General features: G+C 60.2%; 18 protein-coding genes. 12 read left to right on the forward strand and 6 right to left on the reverse strand.

Translation table 11 applies throughout. The features are described from left to right. Positions 1 to 10: 10 nt before the first annotated feature. Entirely contained in the window at positions 11 to 1,213 is a 1,203-nt protein-coding gene (locus FHT73_RS14915) for a glycosyltransferase family 4 protein (protein WP_183712555.1), read from the forward strand. On the opposite strand, the gene FHT73_RS14920 is transcribed toward FHT73_RS14915, so the two are convergent. Continuing rightward, positions 1,180 to 2,034, reverse strand: a complete 855-nt coding sequence (locus FHT73_RS14920; RefSeq protein WP_183712557.1) for a glycosyltransferase family A protein — start codon at positions 2,032 to 2,034, stop codon at positions 1,180 to 1,182. The genes FHT73_RS14915 and FHT73_RS14920 overlap by 34 nt on opposite strands. 187 nt (positions 2,035 to 2,221) lie before the next feature. On the opposite strand from FHT73_RS14920, the gene FHT73_RS14925 reads away from it, so the two are divergent. The 4 genes from FHT73_RS14925 (at position 2,222) to FHT73_RS14940 (ending at position 7,674) form a co-directional block, all read left to right on the forward strand. Beyond that, entirely contained in the window at positions 2,222 to 3,736 is a 1,515-nt protein-coding gene (locus FHT73_RS14925) for a polysaccharide biosynthesis C-terminal domain-containing protein (protein WP_183712559.1), read from the forward strand. A gap of 10 nt (positions 3,737 to 3,746) precedes the next feature. Beyond that, on the forward strand, positions 3,747 to 5,537 hold the full coding sequence (locus FHT73_RS14930) for an alpha/beta fold hydrolase (RefSeq protein WP_112606618.1): 1,791 nt from the start codon (positions 3,747 to 3,749) through the stop codon (positions 5,535 to 5,537). A gap of 63 nt (positions 5,538 to 5,600) precedes the next feature. Further along, positions 5,601 to 6,269: a response regulator gene (locus tag FHT73_RS14935; protein WP_183712561.1), complete on the forward strand. Its 669-nt coding sequence runs from the start codon at positions 5,601 to 5,603 to the stop codon at positions 6,267 to 6,269. After that, on the forward strand, positions 6,259 to 7,674 hold the full coding sequence (locus FHT73_RS14940; protein WP_183712563.1) for a sensor histidine kinase: 1,416 nt from the start codon (positions 6,259 to 6,261) through the stop codon (positions 7,672 to 7,674). Before FHT73_RS14935 ends, FHT73_RS14940 begins: the two co-directional genes overlap by 11 nt. 275 nt (positions 7,675 to 7,949) lie before the next feature. On the opposite strand, the gene FHT73_RS14945 is transcribed toward FHT73_RS14940, so the two are convergent. The 4 genes from FHT73_RS14945 to FHT73_RS14960 form a co-directional block, all read right to left on the reverse strand. After that, complete coding sequence (locus FHT73_RS14945) at positions 7,950 to 8,831, reverse strand: ABC transporter permease (protein WP_183712565.1); 882 nt, start codon at positions 8,829 to 8,831, stop codon at positions 7,950 to 7,952. A gap of 13 nt (positions 8,832 to 8,844) precedes the next feature. Then, a complete protein-coding gene (locus FHT73_RS14950) occupies positions 8,845 to 9,663 on the reverse strand; it encodes an ABC transporter ATP-binding protein (RefSeq protein WP_112336261.1) in 819 nt (272 codons plus the stop codon). 122 nt (positions 9,664 to 9,785) lie between these two features. Further along, positions 9,786 to 10,799: an ABC transporter substrate-binding protein gene (locus tag FHT73_RS14955; protein WP_183712567.1), complete on the reverse strand. Its 1,014-nt coding sequence runs from the start codon at positions 10,797 to 10,799 to the stop codon at positions 9,786 to 9,788. Between the two features lie 196 nt (positions 10,800 to 10,995). Beyond that, positions 10,996 to 12,009, reverse strand: a complete 1,014-nt coding sequence (locus FHT73_RS14960; protein WP_112606624.1) for an ABC transporter substrate-binding protein — start codon at positions 12,007 to 12,009, stop codon at positions 10,996 to 10,998. 268 nt (positions 12,010 to 12,277) lie between these two features. Here FHT73_RS14960 and FHT73_RS14965 point away from each other — a divergent pair, with 268 nt between their 5' ends. From FHT73_RS14965 to FHT73_RS14975, 3 genes are all read left to right on the forward strand, one after another. Then, on the forward strand, positions 12,278 to 12,586 hold the full coding sequence (locus FHT73_RS14965; RefSeq protein ID WP_112606626.1) for a hypothetical protein: 309 nt from the start codon (positions 12,278 to 12,280) through the stop codon (positions 12,584 to 12,586). A gap of 183 nt (positions 12,587 to 12,769) precedes the next feature. Further along, on the forward strand, positions 12,770 to 13,228 hold the full coding sequence (locus FHT73_RS14970) for a helix-turn-helix transcriptional regulator (protein ID WP_015341544.1): 459 nt from the start codon (positions 12,770 to 12,772) through the stop codon (positions 13,226 to 13,228). 321 nt (positions 13,229 to 13,549) lie between these two features. Next, a complete protein-coding gene (locus FHT73_RS14975) occupies positions 13,550 to 13,789 on the forward strand; it encodes a hypothetical protein (RefSeq protein WP_112336496.1) in 240 nt (79 codons plus the stop codon). Between the two features lie 238 nt (positions 13,790 to 14,027). On the opposite strand, the gene FHT73_RS14980 is transcribed toward FHT73_RS14975, so the two are convergent. Next, entirely contained in the window at positions 14,028 to 14,705 is a 678-nt protein-coding gene (locus tag FHT73_RS14980) for a TetR/AcrR family transcriptional regulator (protein ID WP_112607032.1), read from the reverse strand. Between the two features lie 206 nt (positions 14,706 to 14,911). On the opposite strand from FHT73_RS14980, the gene FHT73_RS14985 reads away from it, so the two are divergent. From FHT73_RS14985 to FHT73_RS15000, 4 genes are all read left to right on the forward strand, one after another. Continuing rightward, on the forward strand, positions 14,912 to 16,111 hold the full coding sequence (locus FHT73_RS14985; protein ID WP_183713003.1) for an efflux RND transporter periplasmic adaptor subunit: 1,200 nt from the start codon (positions 14,912 to 14,914) through the stop codon (positions 16,109 to 16,111). Positions 16,112 to 16,120: 9 nt separating this feature from the next. Further along, positions 16,121 to 19,264, forward strand: a complete 3,144-nt coding sequence (locus tag FHT73_RS14990) for an efflux RND transporter permease subunit (RefSeq protein WP_183712569.1) — start codon at positions 16,121 to 16,123, stop codon at positions 19,262 to 19,264. Between the two features lie 132 nt (positions 19,265 to 19,396). After that, a complete protein-coding gene (locus tag FHT73_RS14995; RefSeq protein ID WP_183712571.1) occupies positions 19,397 to 19,642 on the forward strand; it encodes a plasmid stabilization protein in 246 nt (81 codons plus the stop codon). Further along, positions 19,639 to 20,064 (forward strand): type II toxin-antitoxin system VapC family toxin, encoded by a 426-nt coding sequence (locus FHT73_RS15000; RefSeq protein ID WP_183712573.1) that lies wholly within the window; start codon positions 19,639 to 19,641, stop codon positions 20,062 to 20,064. The genes FHT73_RS14995 and FHT73_RS15000 overlap by 4 nt, the downstream gene beginning before the upstream one ends. Positions 20,065 to 20,070: the final 6 nt, after the last annotated feature.

Below are 20,070 nucleotides of genomic sequence, written 5' to 3' on the forward strand. Positions count from 1 at the left end.
GGGTGGATCGATGACATCGGCTGTTGCGGATATTCAGGCAAACAAGCAGGCCGGGCCGCTGATCGTGCATGTCGTGCGTCAGTTCCTGCCGAACAAGGGCGGCCTGGAAGACGTCGTTGCCAACCTCTGCCGCCAGCTGGTTTCCCGCGGCTATCGCGTGCGCGTCGTCACCTGCAACAGCCTGTTTTCCGATCCCGGCCGGGAACTTGCCGAAAGCGAGACCATCGACGGCATCGAAATCGTCCGCATTCCCTGGTCCGGCTCCAGCCGCTATCCGTTGGCACCCAAGGTCTTCCGCCATCTGGCCGATGCCGACCTCATTCATGTCCATGCCGTCGACTTCTTCTTCGATGCACTGGCATGGGGCAAGCTCCTGCATGGGCGCCCCATGGTCGCGACCACGCATGGCGGCTTCTTCCACACGCAGAAATATGCAGCCATCAAGAAGGTCTGGTTCAATACCGCGACGCGGCTGTCCGCGCTCGGCTATGCCTCTCTCATCTGTTGCAGCCAGTCCGACGCGCGCCTCTTTTCCCAGATCGCCGACAGCCGCGTGCACTTGATCGAAAACGGCGCCGATGTCAGCAAATTTTCAAATTGCGCTGCGCTGGAAGCGCGCCGCCGCGTCGTCACCATCGGCCGTTTCTCGATCAACAAGCGGCTCGATCATCTTCTCGACGTCATGAAGGTGCTCGCGGCCCGCCATGACGACTGGCACCTCGATATTGTCGGCGCCGAGTCTGATCTCGACCGTGCTACGATGGAAAAGGAAATTGCCGCCCGCAATCTGGCGCGCAATGTCGCTCTGCATGTGTCGATCGACGAAGGCTCGATCCGCAACATCATCGCCCGCGCCTCGCTCTTCGCTTCAGCTTCAGAATATGAAGGCTTCGGCCTGGTGGCGATCGAGGCGATGAGCGCCGGATTGCTGCCAGTACTCAACGTCAACGAGGCCTATAAGGCGATGGCCGAAACCCATCCAGCCCTCATGATCGCAGATTTCGCGGATCCCGAAGCGGCCGCCGATGCGCTGACCGAAGCCTTCGAGCGCCTCGAGGCCGACGATCTGAGCCTGCGGCAGGAATTGCTGCAGGACGCCCGCGCCTATGCCTGGAATGAAGTCGCCCAACGCTACATGGATGTCTATGCCGAGACGCTGACGCCGAGAGGCAAATCGTCTCAGCTTCTGCGCCAGCGCGGCCAGGCCGCGTAACCTTCCAGAATGCCCATCAGCCAGGCGCGCTTGTAGCGTGCCGCATCGACGTTGAAACGCGCCAGCGCCGCCAGCCAGCCGGCGACGGGACGAAACAGCCGGTAGCCGACATAATATAGCGGAAACGCCTGCTTGCGCATCAGAGCGCCGAAGCCGCGCCCATATTTGCGCGCCCGCTCAACCTGCCGCGGCCCATACTCGCTTGTGACTTGATCGTGGTGGACGATGAGCTCGGGAAAGAACATCGCTTGCCTGCCGGCGGCAAGCGCGCGCAGCAGGAAATCGGCCTCCTCGCCGCTCTGGAACGGCGATTCCGAACCGACGCCGAGATTCTCATCGAAGCCGCCGATATCAGCCAATGCGGCGCGGCGCACGAAGATCCCATTGGAATTGCCGCACTTCAGGTAGTTCCAGCGCGTCAGCGCCAGCCGCGTCTCGCCTGTCGGGCTGACGGAAGCAAGCCCCTCGGCATCGAGCGTGCGGCCAGTGACGATCGCAAGCTCGGGATGCACCGAAAACAGCGTCGCGGCCATCGAAAGCGTATCGGCCTCATACCAGCAATCATCATCGGGAAAACAGATGTAGTCGCCTGCCGCGACGGCCATGCCATTGTTGCGCGCTCGCGAAAGTCCCTTCGGCGAACGGATGTGACGGATCGTGAAGGAAGAGGAGAAGCTGTCGATCAGCGCCCGCAGCCGGTCGTCGGCATTCTGATCGACGACGATGACCTCGAAATCCTTATGACTCTGCCCCACCAGCGAATGGAACAACCGCTCCAGCTGATCGAACCGATCGATCGTGCATACGATGAGGCTGAACAATGAAACCCTCCGCACAAGCCGTGGAGCGGCCAATATCAGAGAGAAAGAATATTAGCCGAAGTAAAAAACGAACTTATGGCAGCATTAAACCCTAAATATTAAGGCATATGAAATAGAGCTGACGCTATCTCCACGAAGAGCCGGATATGTGTATAGGTTCCGGCAATTTGAGGAACGGTCAATCTTCATGACGAAGAGCATAATGGCAAATTCGGTTTTGAACGCCGCGGCGGGATTGACCCTGCTTGCGACCGGCTTTGCCTGTTCGATCATCGCGGCGCGTCTGCTTGGCCCGGAGGCCAACGGCATCATCGCCTTCTCCCTATGGCTGACGACAACAGGCGCGCTCGTCGCCGAGCTCGGCGCCGGCGTTACCCTGCTGCGCGTCCTGCCGCAGCTGAAAGGAAACGGCTATTCGACGGAAGAGCGGCTGGGCTTTGCCGCTTACCTTCTGCAGCCGACGATTCTCGCAACCGTCATCCTGCTCGCCGGCTATGTCGCCTATTATTGGGATACGGAGCGTTTGCACTGGGCGGGCGATGCATCTGAAGTCATTGCCATAACAGGCGTCTTCTTCGTTCTTCAGTCTCTTGGCGCCTATAGCAAAAACTATCTGATCGGCGAACAGCGGGTCAGCGCGTTCCTGCGCATCACCTTGATAAGCTCGGCGCTGCAGCTGGTTACCGTCCTTGCGGGAGCGATCTTCTTTGGCGTCAGCGGCGCACTTGCCGGCTATGCGATCGGCCAGCTGCCGATGTTCATCGCGACGCTCAGAATCGCGATTGTCCGCAAGAACAGCTGCGGTGTCGGCCTTTCCGCTCTCGCCAGTTCGTCGCTCATTCTTTCGATCGAACTCATCAACAGCTCGATCTTCCTCAACCGCATCGAGCTTTTGTTCCTGCAGCGTTACTGGGGCATCGAAGCGGTCGGCTTTTACGCCGTCGGCCTGTCGCTCGCCAACCTGGCGCTGCAGCTGCCGGTGCAGTTGAGCGGTAGCCTCTTGCCCTATTATTCCGAGCAGATGCACGCGAGGGAATCGGACAAGCTGCCGGTCGAGGTCTTCGCCGGCGTGGCGCGCAGCATTGCCTATATCACCCTGCCGATGAGTTTCGGTCTGGCAGCCATCTCGCCGGAACTTGTCGTAACGATCTTCGGCCCGGCCTTTGCGCCGAGCGGCGGCATGGTGGCGCTGCTGTCCCTGACTGCCGTGCCCTACGTCTTCATGCAGATCTGCACGCAATATCTCTATTCACTGGATCGCGTGCGCGAACGCACCGTCATCGGCGTCGTCGCCAGCTTCGTCATGGTCGTCGGCTGCGCAGTCGCCGTGCCCTTCTACGGAGGCGAGGGTGCCGCGCTTGTTCGCCTGCTCACCTTTGTCGTCCTGTGCCTGATGACGGTACGCCGCATGGAATTCGAAGGATCGACGCGCGGTATGCTCATCAACCTTGCAAAAGTCACGGTTGCTGCCATTGTGTGCGCGGTTGCAGCCTATGGTTTCGTTCAGGCGCTGACCGGTGTCGCAGGCCTCGTAGGCGCCATCATCGCCGGTGCGCTGGCCTATGGCATTGCGCTCAGACTGCTGAAAGCCGTTCCAGCCGAAGATATCGATGTCATGCAGAAGATCGCGACGCGATTGCCTGCACGCATAAATCCGATTGCCACTCAGGCTCTGGCTCTATTAGCGCCGCGCCGAATGTGAGGAGACTAGCATGGCTGGTTGGGGAGCCGCCGAAAAGCAGGGCAAGCAAGGGCAGACAAGATCCGCAGCCATCCCGGTAACCTTTGCCGGCACGGTCGGCTTGTTTACCTCCGCCGTCACACCCTCGCGCGGTAGCGCTGTCTTGTTTCTCAGCCCCTGGGGTTTCGAGGAGATGTGCGTCCGCAAGTTCTGGCGGATTCTGGCTGAGGATCTCGCCGATATCGGCATATCGAGCCTTCGCTTCGATTACGCCGGCACGGGCGATGCGCTAGATCTGACCGATGAAGGCAAAGGTCTGGAGCCGTGGCATGAAACCGCTCTCGCGGCAGCAGCAAAGCTGAAGGCGCTTTCCGGCTGCGAGCGGCTGATCCTCGTCAGCCAAGGGCTTGGCGGAACCATCGCCGCCGCTCTCGCCGAGCGGCTTGCCGGCATCGACGGCATCGCCTTTCTTGCACCCGTCGTCTCAGGTCGTGCCTATCTTCGCGAACTGACCGTCTGGTCGAAGATGATCGATGAGAGCATGGGGCTTGCCGAAGCGCAGCGCCAGACGGAGGGCGTCACCGTCGCAAGCCTCCGGATGCCCGATAGCGCGGCCGATGCAGTGAAGAAGCTGAACCTCATGGCACTGGATCGGCTCGCGACGCCGAATTGCCTGGTGCTGACGCGCCCGGGCCGCCCCGGAGACTCCGACTTCGCGCACCATCTCGAAACGCTCGGCCCCGAGGTCACTGAAACTTCCTACGAAGGTTACGACGATCTCGTCTCGAACCCGACCATCGCCACCATGCCGACCGAAACCGGCCGGAAAATAGTCGAATGGGTGCAGTCGGTAGCCGCTAAAACCGGTGAGGCCACATCGACCGAACTTACGCCGCCCCTCGCGGAACCTCTCATCGGCGAAGGCTTTCGCGAAACGCCGCTGCGTTTCGGCGCGGACAACCGCCTGTTCGGCATTCTCTGCGAGCCCGAAGGTGTGCGCACCGGCGCGACCGCGCTGCTCCTTACGACGGCCTATGACAGGCACGCCGGCTGGGGTCGTATGTCGGTCACCATGGCGCGCTCGCTTGCCGGCGACGGCATTGCCTCGCTGCGTTTCGATACGGCCAATGTCGGCGACAGCCCGCCGCTTTCCGGCGCCCCCGAGCAGGTGCTCTATTCCCGCGAACAGCATCTCGATGTCGCAGAGGCACTGGACCTGCTGGAGAGACGGGCTCTACTACCAACCTACGTGGTCGGGCGTTGCAGCGGTGGCTATCTCGCCTTTCAGGCAGCATTGCGCGATACGCGCTGCCGCGGCCTCATCACCGTCAATCCCTACAGCTTCCATTGGGACGAGAGCCGATCGGTCGATGAAGCCCTGCGCTTTGCTCCCCGATCGCTGGAAACCTATGGGCGCAAACTCCTGCAGATGGAAACGCTGAAGCGGCTCTTCGGCGGCCAAGTCGATGCAAGGAGCGCCATATGCAATATGGCGACCGGGCTCGGTCGGCGGGCGATACGAACGGTACGCCACCTGCTCGGTGCGTTGCCCATCTTCGCTGCGGCTCAAGGACCAGTGCTGGGTGGTTTCCGCACGCTTGCCAAGCGTGGCGTCGATATGTCCCTGATCTACAGCGCCCACGATATCGGGCTCGATCATCTGCATGACGAGTTCGGCGAGAACGGTGTCGGATTAAAGCATTTTCCGGACATACGCCTCACCGTCATTCCCGAAGCCGATCACAATCTGACCCCGCCCTATGCGCGCAAGGTCTATTTGCGAGAGGTCCGGGAGATGGGTTTGCGGCTCGCCAACCGATGACGTACAGGCTGGAAAACCGCCGGAAATATTCGCCATATCCGACACTTGCTGTATAGTCGCGCCATGAGGCTCCTGATCGTCGAAGACAACCGCGAACTGGCGTCCTGGCTCGGCAAGGCGCTGCGTCAGGCGCAGTATGTCGTCGATATTGCCTATGACGGCGAAGATGCCGAGCACATGCTGAAAGTCGCAGCTTACGCCATCGTCATCCTCGATCTGTCGCTGCCGAAGATGGACGGGCTGACTCTGCTGAAGCGACTGCGCCAGAGCGGCAACAAAGTGCCGGTCATCATCCTGACCGCCAATGCCAGCCTCGACGGCCGCGTTGCCGGCCTCGACAGCGGCGCCGACGATTATCTGGCGAAACCCTTCGAAATTGCCGAGCTCGAAGCGCGCATACGCGCGGCGGTCCGCCGCGGCCACGACCGCGCCGCTCCGGAGATCGCCGTCGGTGATCTGGTGTTCGATGGCGGCACTCGGCAATTCTCTCTGGCCGGAGAATCCCTGGCGCTGACACCGCGTGAGCACGCGGTGCTCGAACACCTGGTCATGAAGGCAGGCACGACCGTTACAAAGGCGACGCTCTCGGAAAGCGTCTTCGGCTTCGACGATCTCGCCGATACCAGCGCCATCGAGATCTATGTGCATCGCGTCCGCAAGAAGCTCGAAGGCAGCTCCGTGCAGATCGCAACGCTGCGCGGCCTGGGTTACCTCCTTCGCCATGCGCAATGATGAGGCTGCACCATCCAAAGGCCTTGTAAGCCGCACCCTCGGCGGGGTAGCGAGCAGTCTTCGCGCGCAGCTGTTTGCCTGGGTCGTATTGACCCTGATCGGCGCGATCTGCATCAATCTTTATCTAAGCTTCCGTTCCGCCGATGCGACGGCCGATCTTGTCACCGACCGTACGCTGCTCGCCTCCGCCCGCGTCATCGCGGAAGCGACGCATGTCGACGGAAGCGGCACCGTGCAGATCGATATTCCCCCGGCTGCCCTGGAAATGTTCGATACCGGCTATGGCGACCGCGTTTTTTATCAGGTGGTCACGGCATGGGGGAGCCTCATCGCCGGTTTTCCCGATCTGCCACGGCCGAAGCGGGATCTGATCGGCGAGGACATGACGTTTCGGACCGACGGCGTGCGTGTACTCATGCTGAGCCACCCGGTTGTTGGCCTTGATCAGGACAGCACGATTTCCGTCGCCGTTGCCGTTACCCATAACAGCCAATATGCCATGCGCCGCAGGCTGTGGCTGTCCGATTTCACCAAGCAGCTCGCGCTTGTCCTGCTTGCCGGGCTCGTCACCATCATTGGCCTGCAGCGCGGACTTGCGCCCGTGCTGCGCCTGCGCGACGCCGTGCGCGAGCGTGGCCGCCAGCGTCTCGATCCGCTGGACCCTCACATGGTGCAGAACGAGCTTCGGCCGCTCGTCCACGCCCTCAATGATCACATGGAGCGGGTGCAGAACCAGATGGCGGCGCAGCGCCGCTTCGTCTCGAACGCCGCTCATCAACTGCGGACACCGCTTGCCCTGATCTCGACCCAGGCAAGTTTTGCTGCACGCGAAACGGACAATAACAGGCGTGACGAGGCGCTGACCGCATTGCGTTCGAGCACGCGACAGGTAACGCGGCTTGCGAGCCAGCTTCTGACACTCTCGCGTGCCGAACCCGGCAGCCGCCGACCGCGAAACGACACCATCGATCTGGCGGAAACCGCCCGGCGTGTGCTGGAAACCCTCGCCGAGGAAGCCCTGCGCCGCAATATCGATCTCGGGCTCGAGGCGGATGATACGGCGGTTCATATCGAGGGCGACGGCACCATGCTGCGTGAAATGCTGGTCAATCTCGTCGATAATGCACTGCGCTACACGCAGGCGGGCGGTCGCGTGACGGTGGGAGTCGGCCGCGACGGCGATACGGCTCTGCTATGGGTCGAGGACAACGGACCGGGCATCCCCGAAGCGGAACGCGCCCAGGTCTTCGAGCGCTTCTATCGCATCATGGGCACGGAGCCAGAGGGAAGTGGCCTCGGTCTCGCCATCGTCCGCGAAGTCGTCGACGGCGCCGGCGGCTCTGTCATGCTTGACGAGGCGATGGGTGGCGGCCTGCTGGTCCGCGTGCGGCTGCCGGCTGTTTGAGCGTGGTGAAGTGCGGCTGTTGCGAGATAGTCCCCTCTCCCCGCACGCGGGGAGAGGGTTAGGGTGAGGGGCTGTTCGCGAAACTTATAGAAATATCTTGCCAGCGACGCTTGCAGCAAAACCAATCGCTACTCATCCTCAAATCGATAGTCCGCGGCCCCTCACCCCAGCCCTCTCCCCGCAAGCGGGGAGAGGGAGCTCCTTGTACCCGACAACAAAAAAGGCCGGGCGAAACGCCCGGCCCCTGGCCTTGGGAGGTACCAGAAAATCAACGTTTAGTGCGTGTCGAGGCTCTGCTGCGGACGCCAGCGGGTGATGCGGTTTTCGATGAGCGTCATCACATATTCGGCGCCGAGCGTGACGACCATCACCAGGATGATCGCGGCATAGAGGCCGGCGGCATCATAGGTGCCCTTGGCGATCGAGATCAGGTAGCCGATGCCGGCCAGCGATCCCACGAACTCGCCAACGATCGCGCCGATGATGGCGAAGGAGAAGGAGATATGCAGGCTTGCAAAAATCCAGCTCATTGCTGACGGCAGGATGACGTTGCGGGTCACCCGCCAGTTGGAAGCGCCGAGAATGCGGGCATTGGCGATCATGTTGCGGTCGGCTTCGCGAACGCCCTGGAACGCATTGGCGAACACGACGAAGAACACCATGATAAAGGCCAGCGCCACCTTCGACGCCAGGCCGAGACCCATGATCATCACGAAAATCGGCGCGAGAACGACGCGCGGGATCGAGTTGATCGCCTTGATGTAGATCGAGAGGATGTCGGAAGCCAGCTTGTTGCGGCCAAGGGCGACGCCGACAAGGACGCCGGTCACCGAGCCGATGATGAAGCCGATCAGAGCTTCTTCCATGGTGACGCCGAGGTGATACCAGAGCGAGCCGCTCTCGGTACCCTCGGTGATCCACTCCCAGAGGCGCAGTGCGATCCCGTATGGGCTCGAATAGAAGAACGGATCGATCCAGTGCAGGTCGGAGGCGAGCTGCCAGAGGCCGAGGATGGCAAGCAAAATGCCGATCTGCCATGCCTTGACGACATACTTGCGATGAGCGAGCGCCTTCAGCGCTGCGGCTTCGATTTCCGCGTCCGAGGTGCCGGCGCGGAAGATTGGAGCATTGCCTGCTTCGAGAGCTGTATTTGCCATGATCAATCCTCCCTTATGCCGCTTCCGCGGCACGGCGATAGCTGGTTTCGACCTCTTCACGCAGGTCGTCCCAGATCGTCTTGCAATAATCGATGAAGTTCTGCTCGTAGCGGATCTCCGAGACGACGCGCGGGCGCGGCAGGTCGATCGTGTAGACCGATTTGACCGTCGCCGGGCCGGCCGTCAGCACATAGACCTTGTCGGCGAGCGCAACGGCTTCTTCGAGATCGTGCGTCACGAAGACGACGGAAGCCTGGCGTTCGGCCCAGAGCTTCAGCAGTTCTTCATGCATGACCGTGCGGGTCTGCACGTCGAGCGCCGAGAAGGGCTCGTCCATCAGCAGGATTTCCGGCTCGTTGATGAAGGTCTGCGCCAGCGAGACGCGCTTGCGCATGCCGCCCGAGAGCTGATGCGGATAGTGATGCAGAAACTTGGAAAGACCGACACGGGCAAGCCAGTCCTTGGCCATCTTCTCGGCCTCGGCCTTCGACTTGCCGCGGAACAGCGGGCCGGCCATGACGTTTTCGATGACATTCTGCCAGGGGAAGAGCGCATCCGTCTGGAAGGCGAAGCCGACGCGCCGGTCGATGCCGTTGACCGGGCCACCCATCAGGCGGACTTCGCCGGCGCTCGGCTTGGCAAGGCCGGTGACGAGGTTGAGCGTCGTCGACTTGCCGCAGCCCGTCGGCCCGACAACGGCGACGAATTCGCCGCGCTCGACGGTCATGTTGAAATCGCGCAGTGCGGTCAGCGACTTGCCGGTCGGCGATACGAAACGGCGGCTGACATTGATGAGCTCTATCGCCGGGGTGCGGCTTTCATCCTGTTGCATGGTGCTGATCCTGACGCGTGCCTTCAGGGCGTGCACGCAAAGCCCAGTGGAACTGCAAAGTCTCTTGAACTGCCGCTTCCGGAACTTGCCTGAAAACTGGCCGGAAGCGGCGTTCTGACTGTTTACTTGACGTTCTTGACGAATTCCGTCGTGTAGGTCTTCGACAGGTCGATCGTCTTGCCCTTGACGTTCTTGGAGAACTGCGAGAGCACGGCGAGAACAGTCTTCGGACCATCTTCCGGCATCACGCCGTCGGCGGTGAACATTTCCTTGCCGGCGTCGAGAGCCTTGATGTAGCCATCCTTGTCACCGACGTAGAAGTCCTTCGGCATCTTCTCGGCAATTTCAGCGGCGGAATGCGTATGGATGAAGCGCAGCGTCTTGACGAAAGCATTCGCGAGCTTCTGCACTTCTTCCTTATGAGCGTCGACCCATGCGGCATCCATATAGAGCGAGGCCGCCGGATAGGTACCGCCGAGCGCCTCTTCGGTGCCCTTCAGCGTGCGCAGATCGACGAGGATCTTCGCTTCGCCGGTCTTGAGCAGGCGTGAAATCGTCGGCTCGGTGGTCATGCCCACCTGGATGGCGTCCTGCTGCATGGCGGCGATGAAAGTCTGACCGGCGCCGACCGGAACAGGCGTGATGTCAGCCGGCGAGAGGCCTGCCTTCGACGCCATGTAAAGCGTCAGGAAGTTCGTCGACGAGCCGAGGCCGGTGACGCCGGCGCGCTTGCCCTTCAGGTCGGCGAAGGACTTGATATCGGGATATTTGGCCGAAACCAGCTCGACTTCGCCGGGCGCCTGGCTGAACTGCACGACCGATTTGATGAACTTGCCCTTGGCTTGCAGGTCGACGCAGTGGTCGTAGAAACCGACGACGCCCTGAACGGCGCCTGCCAGCAGCTGGTTTTCGGCATCGACGCCGGCGGATTCGTTGAGAAGCTCGACCTCGAGGCTTTCATCCTTGAAGTAACCGAGCCCTTCGGCAAGCTTGGCCGGCAGATAGATCTGCTTTTCGTAGCCGCCCACCATGATGGAAATCTTGTCGGCAGCATTGGCGGCCGTGGCTGCAAGGGAAGCAGCTGTCATGACGAGGGAAAGGGCTACGGCATGAAAAAACGTGCGCGATGGACGCATCAATGTCTCCTCCTGTTTTATTCTTGCGCCACACGACGCTCTGGAAAGGCGCTTCCTCCACGAAGCTCAACGAGACTAGCGCGGGCAACCTTTCAGTCAGCTTTCAGTGCGCAACCCTGCGAGGGAACATTGCGATTTTATTAACGCGGACGCCGGCGGCTCGATATGCCGCCGGCGCCGGAAACGCTACGGCGCACTATTTGGCGTTTTTGACGAATTCCGTCGTGTAGGTCTTCGACAGATCGATCGCCTTGCCCTGTACGTTCTTGGAGAACTCGGAAAGCACGGCAAGAACGGTTTTCGGACCGTCTTCCGGCATCACGCCATCGGGCGTGAACATCGCCTTGCCGTTTTCAAGCGCCTTCACATAGCCTTCCTTGTCGCCGACATAGAAGTCTTTCGGCATCTTGTCGGCGATCTCGGCGGCTGAATGCGTGTTGATGAAATGCAGCGTCTTGACGAAAGCATTCGCAAGCTTCTGCACCTCATCCTTGTGATCCTTGACCCACGACTCCTGCATATAAAGAGACGCAGCAGGATAGGTCCCACCCAGGGCGGCCCTCGTCCCGGCCATCGTGCGCATATCGATGAGAACCTTGGCTTCGCCGGTCTTCAGGAGACGCGAGACCGTCGGCTCCGTCGTCATGCCGGCCTGAATGGCATCCTGTTGCATGGCGGCGATAAAGGTCTGGCCGGCACCAACCGGAACGGAGGTGAATTCCCCCAGCTTCAGGCCGGCCTTGATGGCCAGATACTGCGTCAGGAAGTTGGTCGAGGAACCAAGGCCGGTGACGCCGAGGCTCTTGCCCTTGAAGTCAGCGGGAGATTTGATTTCCGGATGCTTGGCCGACACCAGCTCGACTTCGCCAGGCGCCTGGCTGAACTGCACGACGGATTCGACGAACTTGCCCTTGCCCTGAAGGTCGATGCAATGGTCGTAGAAGCCGACGACGCCCTGGACGGCGCCTGCGAGCATTTCGTTTTCCGCATCGACGCCGGCCGGCTCGTTGAGAAGTTCGACGTTAAGCCCCTGCTCCTTGAAATAGCCGAGCCCTTCGGTAAGCTTTGCCGGCAGATAGATCTGCTTTTCGTAACCGCCCACCATGATGGAAATCTTGTCAGCGGCGTTGGCGGCAGTGGCAGCAAATCCGGCTGCGGCTATCGCAATGGAAAAAGCCGTCGAATATCTAAGAATGCTGGATGCACGCATGAAGTTCTCCTCTCCAATTGTGTACCGGCGCCGATTGACAACGGCACGGCACGCGCTTCCTCCTGAAGCAGGAGAGACATGCACGCCCAACCTTTCATTGAACTGAAAGCAAGTTCTTGGCTATCGCCTGTTGGCTTCGAATGTCTGCGGTTTTCCGCAGCGGCGACGGAACGCCCGATTTCCACACAACGGGGAGCATTCCTCCACCTTGGCATTTCCCGCATCGCGACTATCTAAGATGGAACGCTTTCGCTGGGAGGGATCACCGATGAGGACCATTGCCGCAGCCCTTGTCCTGATGACGATCACGGTAGCCGGGCCGGCATGGGCGATTTCCCGCTACGAGTCGCTCGGCAAGACCTGCGCATCGGTGCAGCAGCTTGTCGCAGCCGAACGGGCGGTAATATTGCGCTATCCTTCGTCCCGAGGCGGCCCCGTTCTGTACGACCGCTATGTGGCCGGCCGCGGGCAATGCGGCATCTCCGACTATGCCAGCCGCGCTTATGTTCCCACCAGGGATAACCCGCTCTGCCCCGTCTACAATTGCAAGCCATCCTCCATTTTCAATCCGCATTGACGCGAATCAGCTTTTCTGAGGTTTATGCGGGGGCGGATTATGAACTTTGCAGCAAAAGACTTTTAGTTGAGTTACACTCATATTTAACGCACATTTTGCGGGCAGATGAAGGACGCGTCCCTTCCCGAGAAGGGTACGAGCATGGTGTTTCCACCAGCCCCTAAGTGATAAGGAGATTGCGCCGTGAGTGCAAAAGTACCGAATCCGATCGATGCCTATGTTGGCTCTCGCGTGCGCACGCGCCGTCTCATGCTTGGCATGAGTCAGGAGCGGCTTGCCGAACAGATCGGCGTGACGTTTCAGCAGGTGCAGAAATACGAAAAGGGCACCAATCGCATCGGCGCCAGCCGGCTGCAGGCGATTGCCGGCGTGCTGGCGGTACCGGTTGCCTTCTTCTTCCAGCAGGATAATTCGCAGCCGCTGAACACCGATGGCCTCGGCGCGATCAATGGTCTGGAAGATCTGTCGGACTTCCTGACATCGAAAGAAGGCCTCAGCCTCAACAAGGCGTTCATGAAGATCAATGATCCCAGCATTCGCCAGTCCGTGCTGACGTTGATCAAGTCCTTGGCAAACGCTTCCGACGTTCTGCCAAATCATATTCCGCATGCAGCGGACGCGTCGGTCGGCCTGCGCAACTAAGGCTGCCGCTCCCGCGAGAATAACGATGCCGTCAATCCGAGGCAGGCCGAAAGTTGCTGCTTTGGGCCGGCGCAGAATTATTGCCGACAACTGCGGTGCGGGCCGGTCTGGCCAGTCAAGCGATCGGCGCCAAGATTGCGCCTCGTTGCGATTTTCTCCTTGCCTGACCTTTGGAGGCGGTAAGAGCGGAATTTGCCGCAACCAAGCATCGTGTCACGCTGCATGTCACGCGCCAAGCTGTAAAACTTTCGTTACGGTTTGCTCATGTTCCCGGCCAGACACGATTCGTCTGCCGGGAACGGGGGCAATAGAGGGTACGAAATGACATCAGCACTTCCGATCGACGCAGCATACCAGGATCCTGATTCGCTCAAGGAACTGGCATCAATCGCTCGGCTCATCACCTATGCACGGCAAAGCGCCAAAAACCTGAACGCTGAATTCCCGGTCTGGTGCCTGGACTTGGCACTCGGGGCCGTGTTGCAGGAAATGTATGAAAATGGCTTGCCCAATCCCTTGTTCGAAACGGGAACGGACACAGCAAAAGTGGTGGCACACTGAATTTAAATAATTCCGGCCTTTGCCGGATACGAAATGATGCCGGTATGGCTCCCCAGGCATATCGGCATTTTTCTTATGAGGCGACCGTCAGAACGACGAGGTTATCGCATGCCGGGTGGAAGCTAAAGCACTTCCAGGAAAAGTGCGCAGCGGTTTTCCGTCAGGAATGCGTTGGGAAATAAGAGCATAGAGCGTTTTCGCGATGCAAAGAAAAGTGGAAACGCTCTAGCGGCGCGGTTTAGCAGCCGTCCTTGCGCGGCCGGACGCCGGCAGTAAAGATTGCGATGCAATGACGCAGATGGCGCAACCGCATTTCGCGGTCCGTCCAATCCTTGGGACGGCCCGGTCTCGAGATCATCGCATCGAAGATCATGCTCATCAGCATGCGCGCGCCGCTTGCCGCATCGGCAATCTCGATCACTCCGCGCCGCTGCTGCTCAAGAAGCCAATCCGCCAACATCAGCTGCGATTGCTTGCCGCCGTAAGTATGCAGCAACATCGCGATCTCCGGAGATTGTTGCGATTCACTGATGACGAGATGAATAAAAGCGTCCCGTTCACGCTCCTGATCTTCATCGATATCGATCATGAATATCTGCTCGAGCGCCTTGTCGAACGGCAGGTTCTCATCGTCTGGCCGCGGCAGGGCCAGCATGGATGCGCGATGCTCGGCGATGATGGCCACAAACAGATCGGTCTTGCTCGGAAACAGCCTATAGAGGGTCTGCTTCGAAATCCGGCATCGCGTGGCAACCAAATCCATGGTTGTACCGGCATATCCGAGTTCGTAGAAGATCGCTCGCGCCTCTCTGACGATCTCAGCACGACGCGCGTCGTCGCTCACGGTTTTCGGACGACCGCGCGGGCGGCGCGTGGCAGCCTGGTCGGCCTTGGCTGTTCGTTCCTTTGTCAGCACACCGAATTGACCCCAACAACCGAATACGATTGACATTTGACGCTGTATAAATATTTTCGGTACGACTTGGTACTATAAATAAGGCAACAGGAAATAGCAACGTGCGAAAGCTCGCTCCTCCCACTTCTGCACTCGTATATCCGCCGACATCCAACCGCCTTTCAGCCGGCCGCTCATCGCTGACCGCCGCAGGATTGATCGCTGCGATGTTACTGGCCGGCTGCAACCAGCAGAATTCCGCGCAGAACAATGCGCCGGTCGTAAAGACAGAAGTCAGCGCGATGTCGCTGCATCCGCAATCCGTCGCCATCACCGCCGAACTGCCTGGCCGCACCAGCGCCTATCTTGTCGCCGAAGTGCGCCCGCAAGTCGGCGGCATCATCCGCAGCCGCAATTTCAAGGAAGGCAGCGAAGTCAAGGAAGGCGACGTACTCTACGAGATCGATCCTTCGTCCTACCAGGCATCCTATGACAGCGCCGCCGCGGCCTTGCAAAAGGCCCAAGGCGCCTTGCCGAGTGCCCAGTCGAAGGTCGATCGCTACAAGAGCCTCACCCAGCAGGACGCGGTCAGCAAGCAGAACCTCGACGACGCGATTTCCACATTGGCCCAGGCCAATGCCGACGTCGCATCCGCAAAGGCTGCGCTGGAAACGGCGCGCATCAATCTCGACTACACCAAGATGCGCGCACCGATCGCCGGCCGCGTCGATGCCTCCACGGTAACGGTCGGCGCTCTCGTCACCGCCGATCAGACCACGGCGCTGACAACCATCCGTAAGCTCGATCCGATCAATGTCGATGTCACGCAGTCTAGCACCAACCTGCTCGAATTCCGCCGCGCCGTCGCGGAAGGCCGGCTGAAGACCAGCGGCAACAATGTTTCGGTTCACCTGACGCTCGAAGACGGCAGTCAGTACAAGGAAACCGGCACGCTGCAGTTTGCCGAATCCTCCGTCGCGGAAACGGTCGGCACGATTACCGTCCGCGCCGTCTTCCCTAATCCGGATCGCATCCTGCTGCCGGGCATGTATGTTCGCGCCACCATTCAGGAAGGCATTGCCGAAAACAGCTTCCTAGTGCCGCAGCGCGCCGTGACCCGCAACACGAAGGGCGAACCGATCGCCATGTTCGTGACTGCGGAGGGCAAGGTACAGCAGCGGGTGTTGAAGGTGGAACGCAGCATCGGCAATAGCTGGCTTGTCAACCAGGGCGTCGCCGACGGCGATCGTGTAATCGTTGAAGGCGTTCAGCGCGTCCGCGACGGTCAGGAAGTTACGGTGTCTCCGGTAACGATCGACGATGCGACCGGCGAAGTGAAGCAGGCAGCCGCCGATGGCAAGCCGTCTGCCGAGCAGGCCGGGCTGGAAAAGACCGATATGAAAGCCGCCTCCGGCGTCCAGAAGTGAGGTTAGACGATGTCTCGTTTTTTCATCGACAGGCCGATCTTTGCCTGGGTGATCGCCATCGTCATCATGCTGGCGGGCGCACTTTCGATCTTCACCCTGTCGATTTCGCAATATCCGCAAATCGCGCCGACGACGGTCAGCATCAGCGCCACCTATTCCGGGGCTGACGCGGCGACCGTCGAAAACTCGGTGACCAAGGTCATCGAGCAGGGCATGACGGGTATCGACAACCTCGACTACATGACCTCGACCTCGACCTCGACGGGTCAGGCCTCGATTTCATTGACCTTCACCAACAAGGCCGATCCCGACGTCGCGCAGATGCAGGTGCAGAACAAGCTGCAACTCGTCACCGCGCAGCTGCCGCAGACCGTGCAATCCACGGGTATCGTGGTTTCCAAGTCGACGTCGAACTTTCTGATGGTCGTGGGCTTCGTATCGACCGACGGCAAGCTTAACTCGAACGACCTTGCCGACTACGTCGACAGCACCCTCAACGACACGCTGAAGCGCATCGAAGGCGTGGGCAACACGCAGATCTTCGGTTCCGGCTACGCCATGCGCATCTGGGTCGATCCGGACAAGCTCGCCAAATACCAGCTGATGACGTCGGATGTCGTCTCTGCCATTCAGGCCCAGAACTCGCAGGTCTCGGCCGGCCAGCTCGGTGCATTGCCGCAGCGCAAGGGCCAGGAGCTCAATGCGACCGTCACGGCCAAGAGCCGTCTGCAGACGCCCGAGCAGTTCAACAACATCATCCTCAAGAGCCAGCCGAACGGTTCGCTGGTTCGCCTGAATGACGTCGCCTCTGTCGAACTCGGCGCCAAGAGCTACACGACGTCGAGTACCTATAACGGTCATCCCTCCGCCGGCCTGGCGGTGATGCTGGCCTCGGGCGCCAACGCCATCAATACGGCGGAAGCGGTCCGCACGACCATCAACAATCTCAGCCAGACGCTGCCGCCGAATGTGGAGATCGTCTATCCCTACGATACGACGCCCTTCGTGAAGCTGTCGATCGAGGACGTGGTCAAGACGCTGTTCGAAGCCATCGTACTCGTCTTCATCGTCATGTTCGTCTTCCTGCAGAACATCCGCGCCACGCTCATCCCGACGCTCGCCGTCCCGGTCGTGCTCCTCGGCACTTTCGGCGTGCTGGCGCTGTTCGGCTATTCCATCAACACATTGACCATGTTCGGCATGGTGCTCGCCATCGGTCTATTGGTCGACGATGCCATCGTGGTGGTCGAGAATGTCGAGCGCGTGATGGAGGAGGAGGGACTGTCGCCGCGCGAGGCCACGATCAAGTCGATGCAGGAAATCACCGGCGCGCTGATCGGCATCGCAACCGTGCTTTCGGCCGTGTTCATCCCGATGGCCTTCTTCTCGGGTTCGGTTGGCGTCATCTACCGGCAGTTCTCGGTGACGATCGTCTCCGCGATGGTGTTGTCCGTCATCGTTGCTCTCATCCTGACGCCTGCCCTTTGCGCCACCATTTTGAGAAAGCCCAAGCATGGCGCCAAAGAGCGCGGTCTGTTTGGCTGGTTCAATCGCAACTTCGAGCGGGCAACGCATCGCTACCAGCGCGGCGTTCACGGCATGATCCGCCTCAGCATCGTCTTCCTGCTGGTATTCGTCCTCATCGGCGGCGCCGTTGCTGCTCTGTTCAACCGCCTGCCGAGCTCCTTCCTGCCGGACGAAGACCAGGGCATCTTGCTGACCGCTATTCAGCTGCCGCCGGGCGCCACGGATTCACGCACCAAGGCCGTGCTCGACCAGGTGAGGAACTATTATCTGAACACCGAGAAGGACTATGTCGAAGGCGCATTCGCCGTCGCCGGCTTCGGCTTCAGCGGTCAGGGCCAGAACGTCGGCCTCGTCTTCGTGAGGCTGAAGGACTTCGACCTGCGCAAGACGCCGCAATCCAAGGCGCAAGCGATCGCACGCCGCGCAATGGGCGCTTTCTCGAAGATCAAGGACGGCAACGTCTTTGCGCTGGCGCCGCCGGCCATCCCCGGCTTCGGCAGCTCGAGCGGCTTCGACTTCTTCATCAAGGACATCAACGGTGCCGGTCACGCGGCACTGATCGCTGCCCGCAATCAGTTGCTCGGGGCTGCCGGCAAGAATCCGAAGCTTGCCGGCACCCGTCCGAACGGCCAGGAAGATACGCCGCAATTCTCCTTGAACATCGACGAGGAAAAGGCGAGCGCTCTGAATATCAGCCTGGCCGATATCGACTCGACCCTGTCGACCGCCTGGGGCGGCACCTATGTCAACGACTTCATCGACCGCGGTCGTGTGAAGCCCGTCTATGTTCAGGCCAACAAGGATTTCCGCATGCAGCCCGAGGATTTCGGTCGCTGGTACGTGCGCAATTCCAGCGGCGACATGGTGCCCTTCTCGGCCTTCTCGAACGGTGAATGGAATTACGGTTCGCCGCGCCTGGAGCGCTATAACGGCTCCTCCGCCGTCGAAATCCAGGGCGCGGCCGCGCCGGGCGTCTCCTCGGGCGACGCCATGAATGAGATCGACAAGATCATGGCGACCCTGCCGCCCGGCTTCAGCCACGAATGGACCAGCCTCTCGGCCCAGGAAAAGCTCTCGGGCAATCAGGCGACCCAGCTCTACGCTATCTCCATTCTGGTGGTGTTCCTGGCTCTCGCCGCCCTCTATGAGAGCTGGTCGATCCCCCTCGCCGTCATGCTGTCGGTGCCGATCGGCATCTTCGGTGCGCTCCTGGCTGCAACCCTGTTCGGACAATCGAACGACGTCTACTTCAAGGTCGGCCTCTTGACGACCATAGGTCTGGCGGCGAAGAACGCCATCCTGATCGTCGAATTCGCCATCGAGCAGCAGAACCAGGGCAAAAACCTGATCGACGCCACGCTGGAAGCATCGCGCCAGCGCCTGCGGCCGATCCTGATGACCTCGCTCGCCTTCATCCTTGGCGTCATGCCGCTGGCGATCGCCAACGGGGCCGGCTCCGGCAGCCAGAACTCGATCGGTATCGGCGTCATGGGCGGCATGATCTCGGCTACCGTGCTCGGCGTCTTCTTCATCCCGCTGCTCTTCGTCTCGGTGCGCCGTGTCTTCAAGGGTACGGTTAAGTCGACGGCAGCGCCGGAGTCCGCCAACCCTGACGTGGCGCATTAGGACCTCTCCACTCGCTCTCGCGAAAAAGAGAGCGGGTGGTTGAAATCTCGATCACGGATCGGCTGCTTGGTCTTGATTTGCCAGATCTGTCATCAATGATTGATATGCAATCATTGATGACAGGACATTTCTATGGCCAGTATGACGATCCGCAACATCGATGATCATCTAAAGACCCGGCTGCGCATTCGCGCTGCCGCGCATGGGCGATCGATGGAGGATGAGGCGCGAGATATTCTGCGAGCGGCCTTATCGACGGAAGAAAAGCGTCATCCCAATTTAGCCGAGACAATTCGTCGTCGTATGACTGCAAGCGGTGGGGTCGTACTGGATATTGCCCCACGTGAACTAATCCGCCCGGTCGATCTCGATCCATGATCATTCTCGACACGAATGTCATTTCGGAACTATTGGCGCCATCGCCATCGCAGGTAGTTGAAGCTTGGCTCGCTGCCCAGCCTCCTCTCGCCATCTTTACGACGGCAACGACAGAGGCGGAAATCCTTTACAGCCTCCGGCTGCTGCCCGCGGGCCGACGCCGAAGCGAATTGGAGGCTGCCATTCTCCCGATCTTCGAAGAGGATTTCGCCGGAAGAGTTCTTCCCTTCGATAGTGAAGCCGCGGGCGCATATTCTTTCATTGCAACATCGCGGCGTCGGGCCGGCAAACCAATCACCCAGTTCGATGCTCAGATCGCCGCAATTGTAGCGTCGCGAGGAGCAGTGCTTGCAACACGCAACGTGTCGGATTTCCTGGATACAGGAATAGCTATCGTCAACCCGTGGGACTATCAGGGCTGATCCGGT

Source organism: Rhizobium sp. BK098 (assembly GCF_014193155.1).
In the GTDB taxonomy this organism is placed as follows: domain Bacteria; phylum Pseudomonadota; class Alphaproteobacteria; order Rhizobiales; family Rhizobiaceae; genus Rhizobium.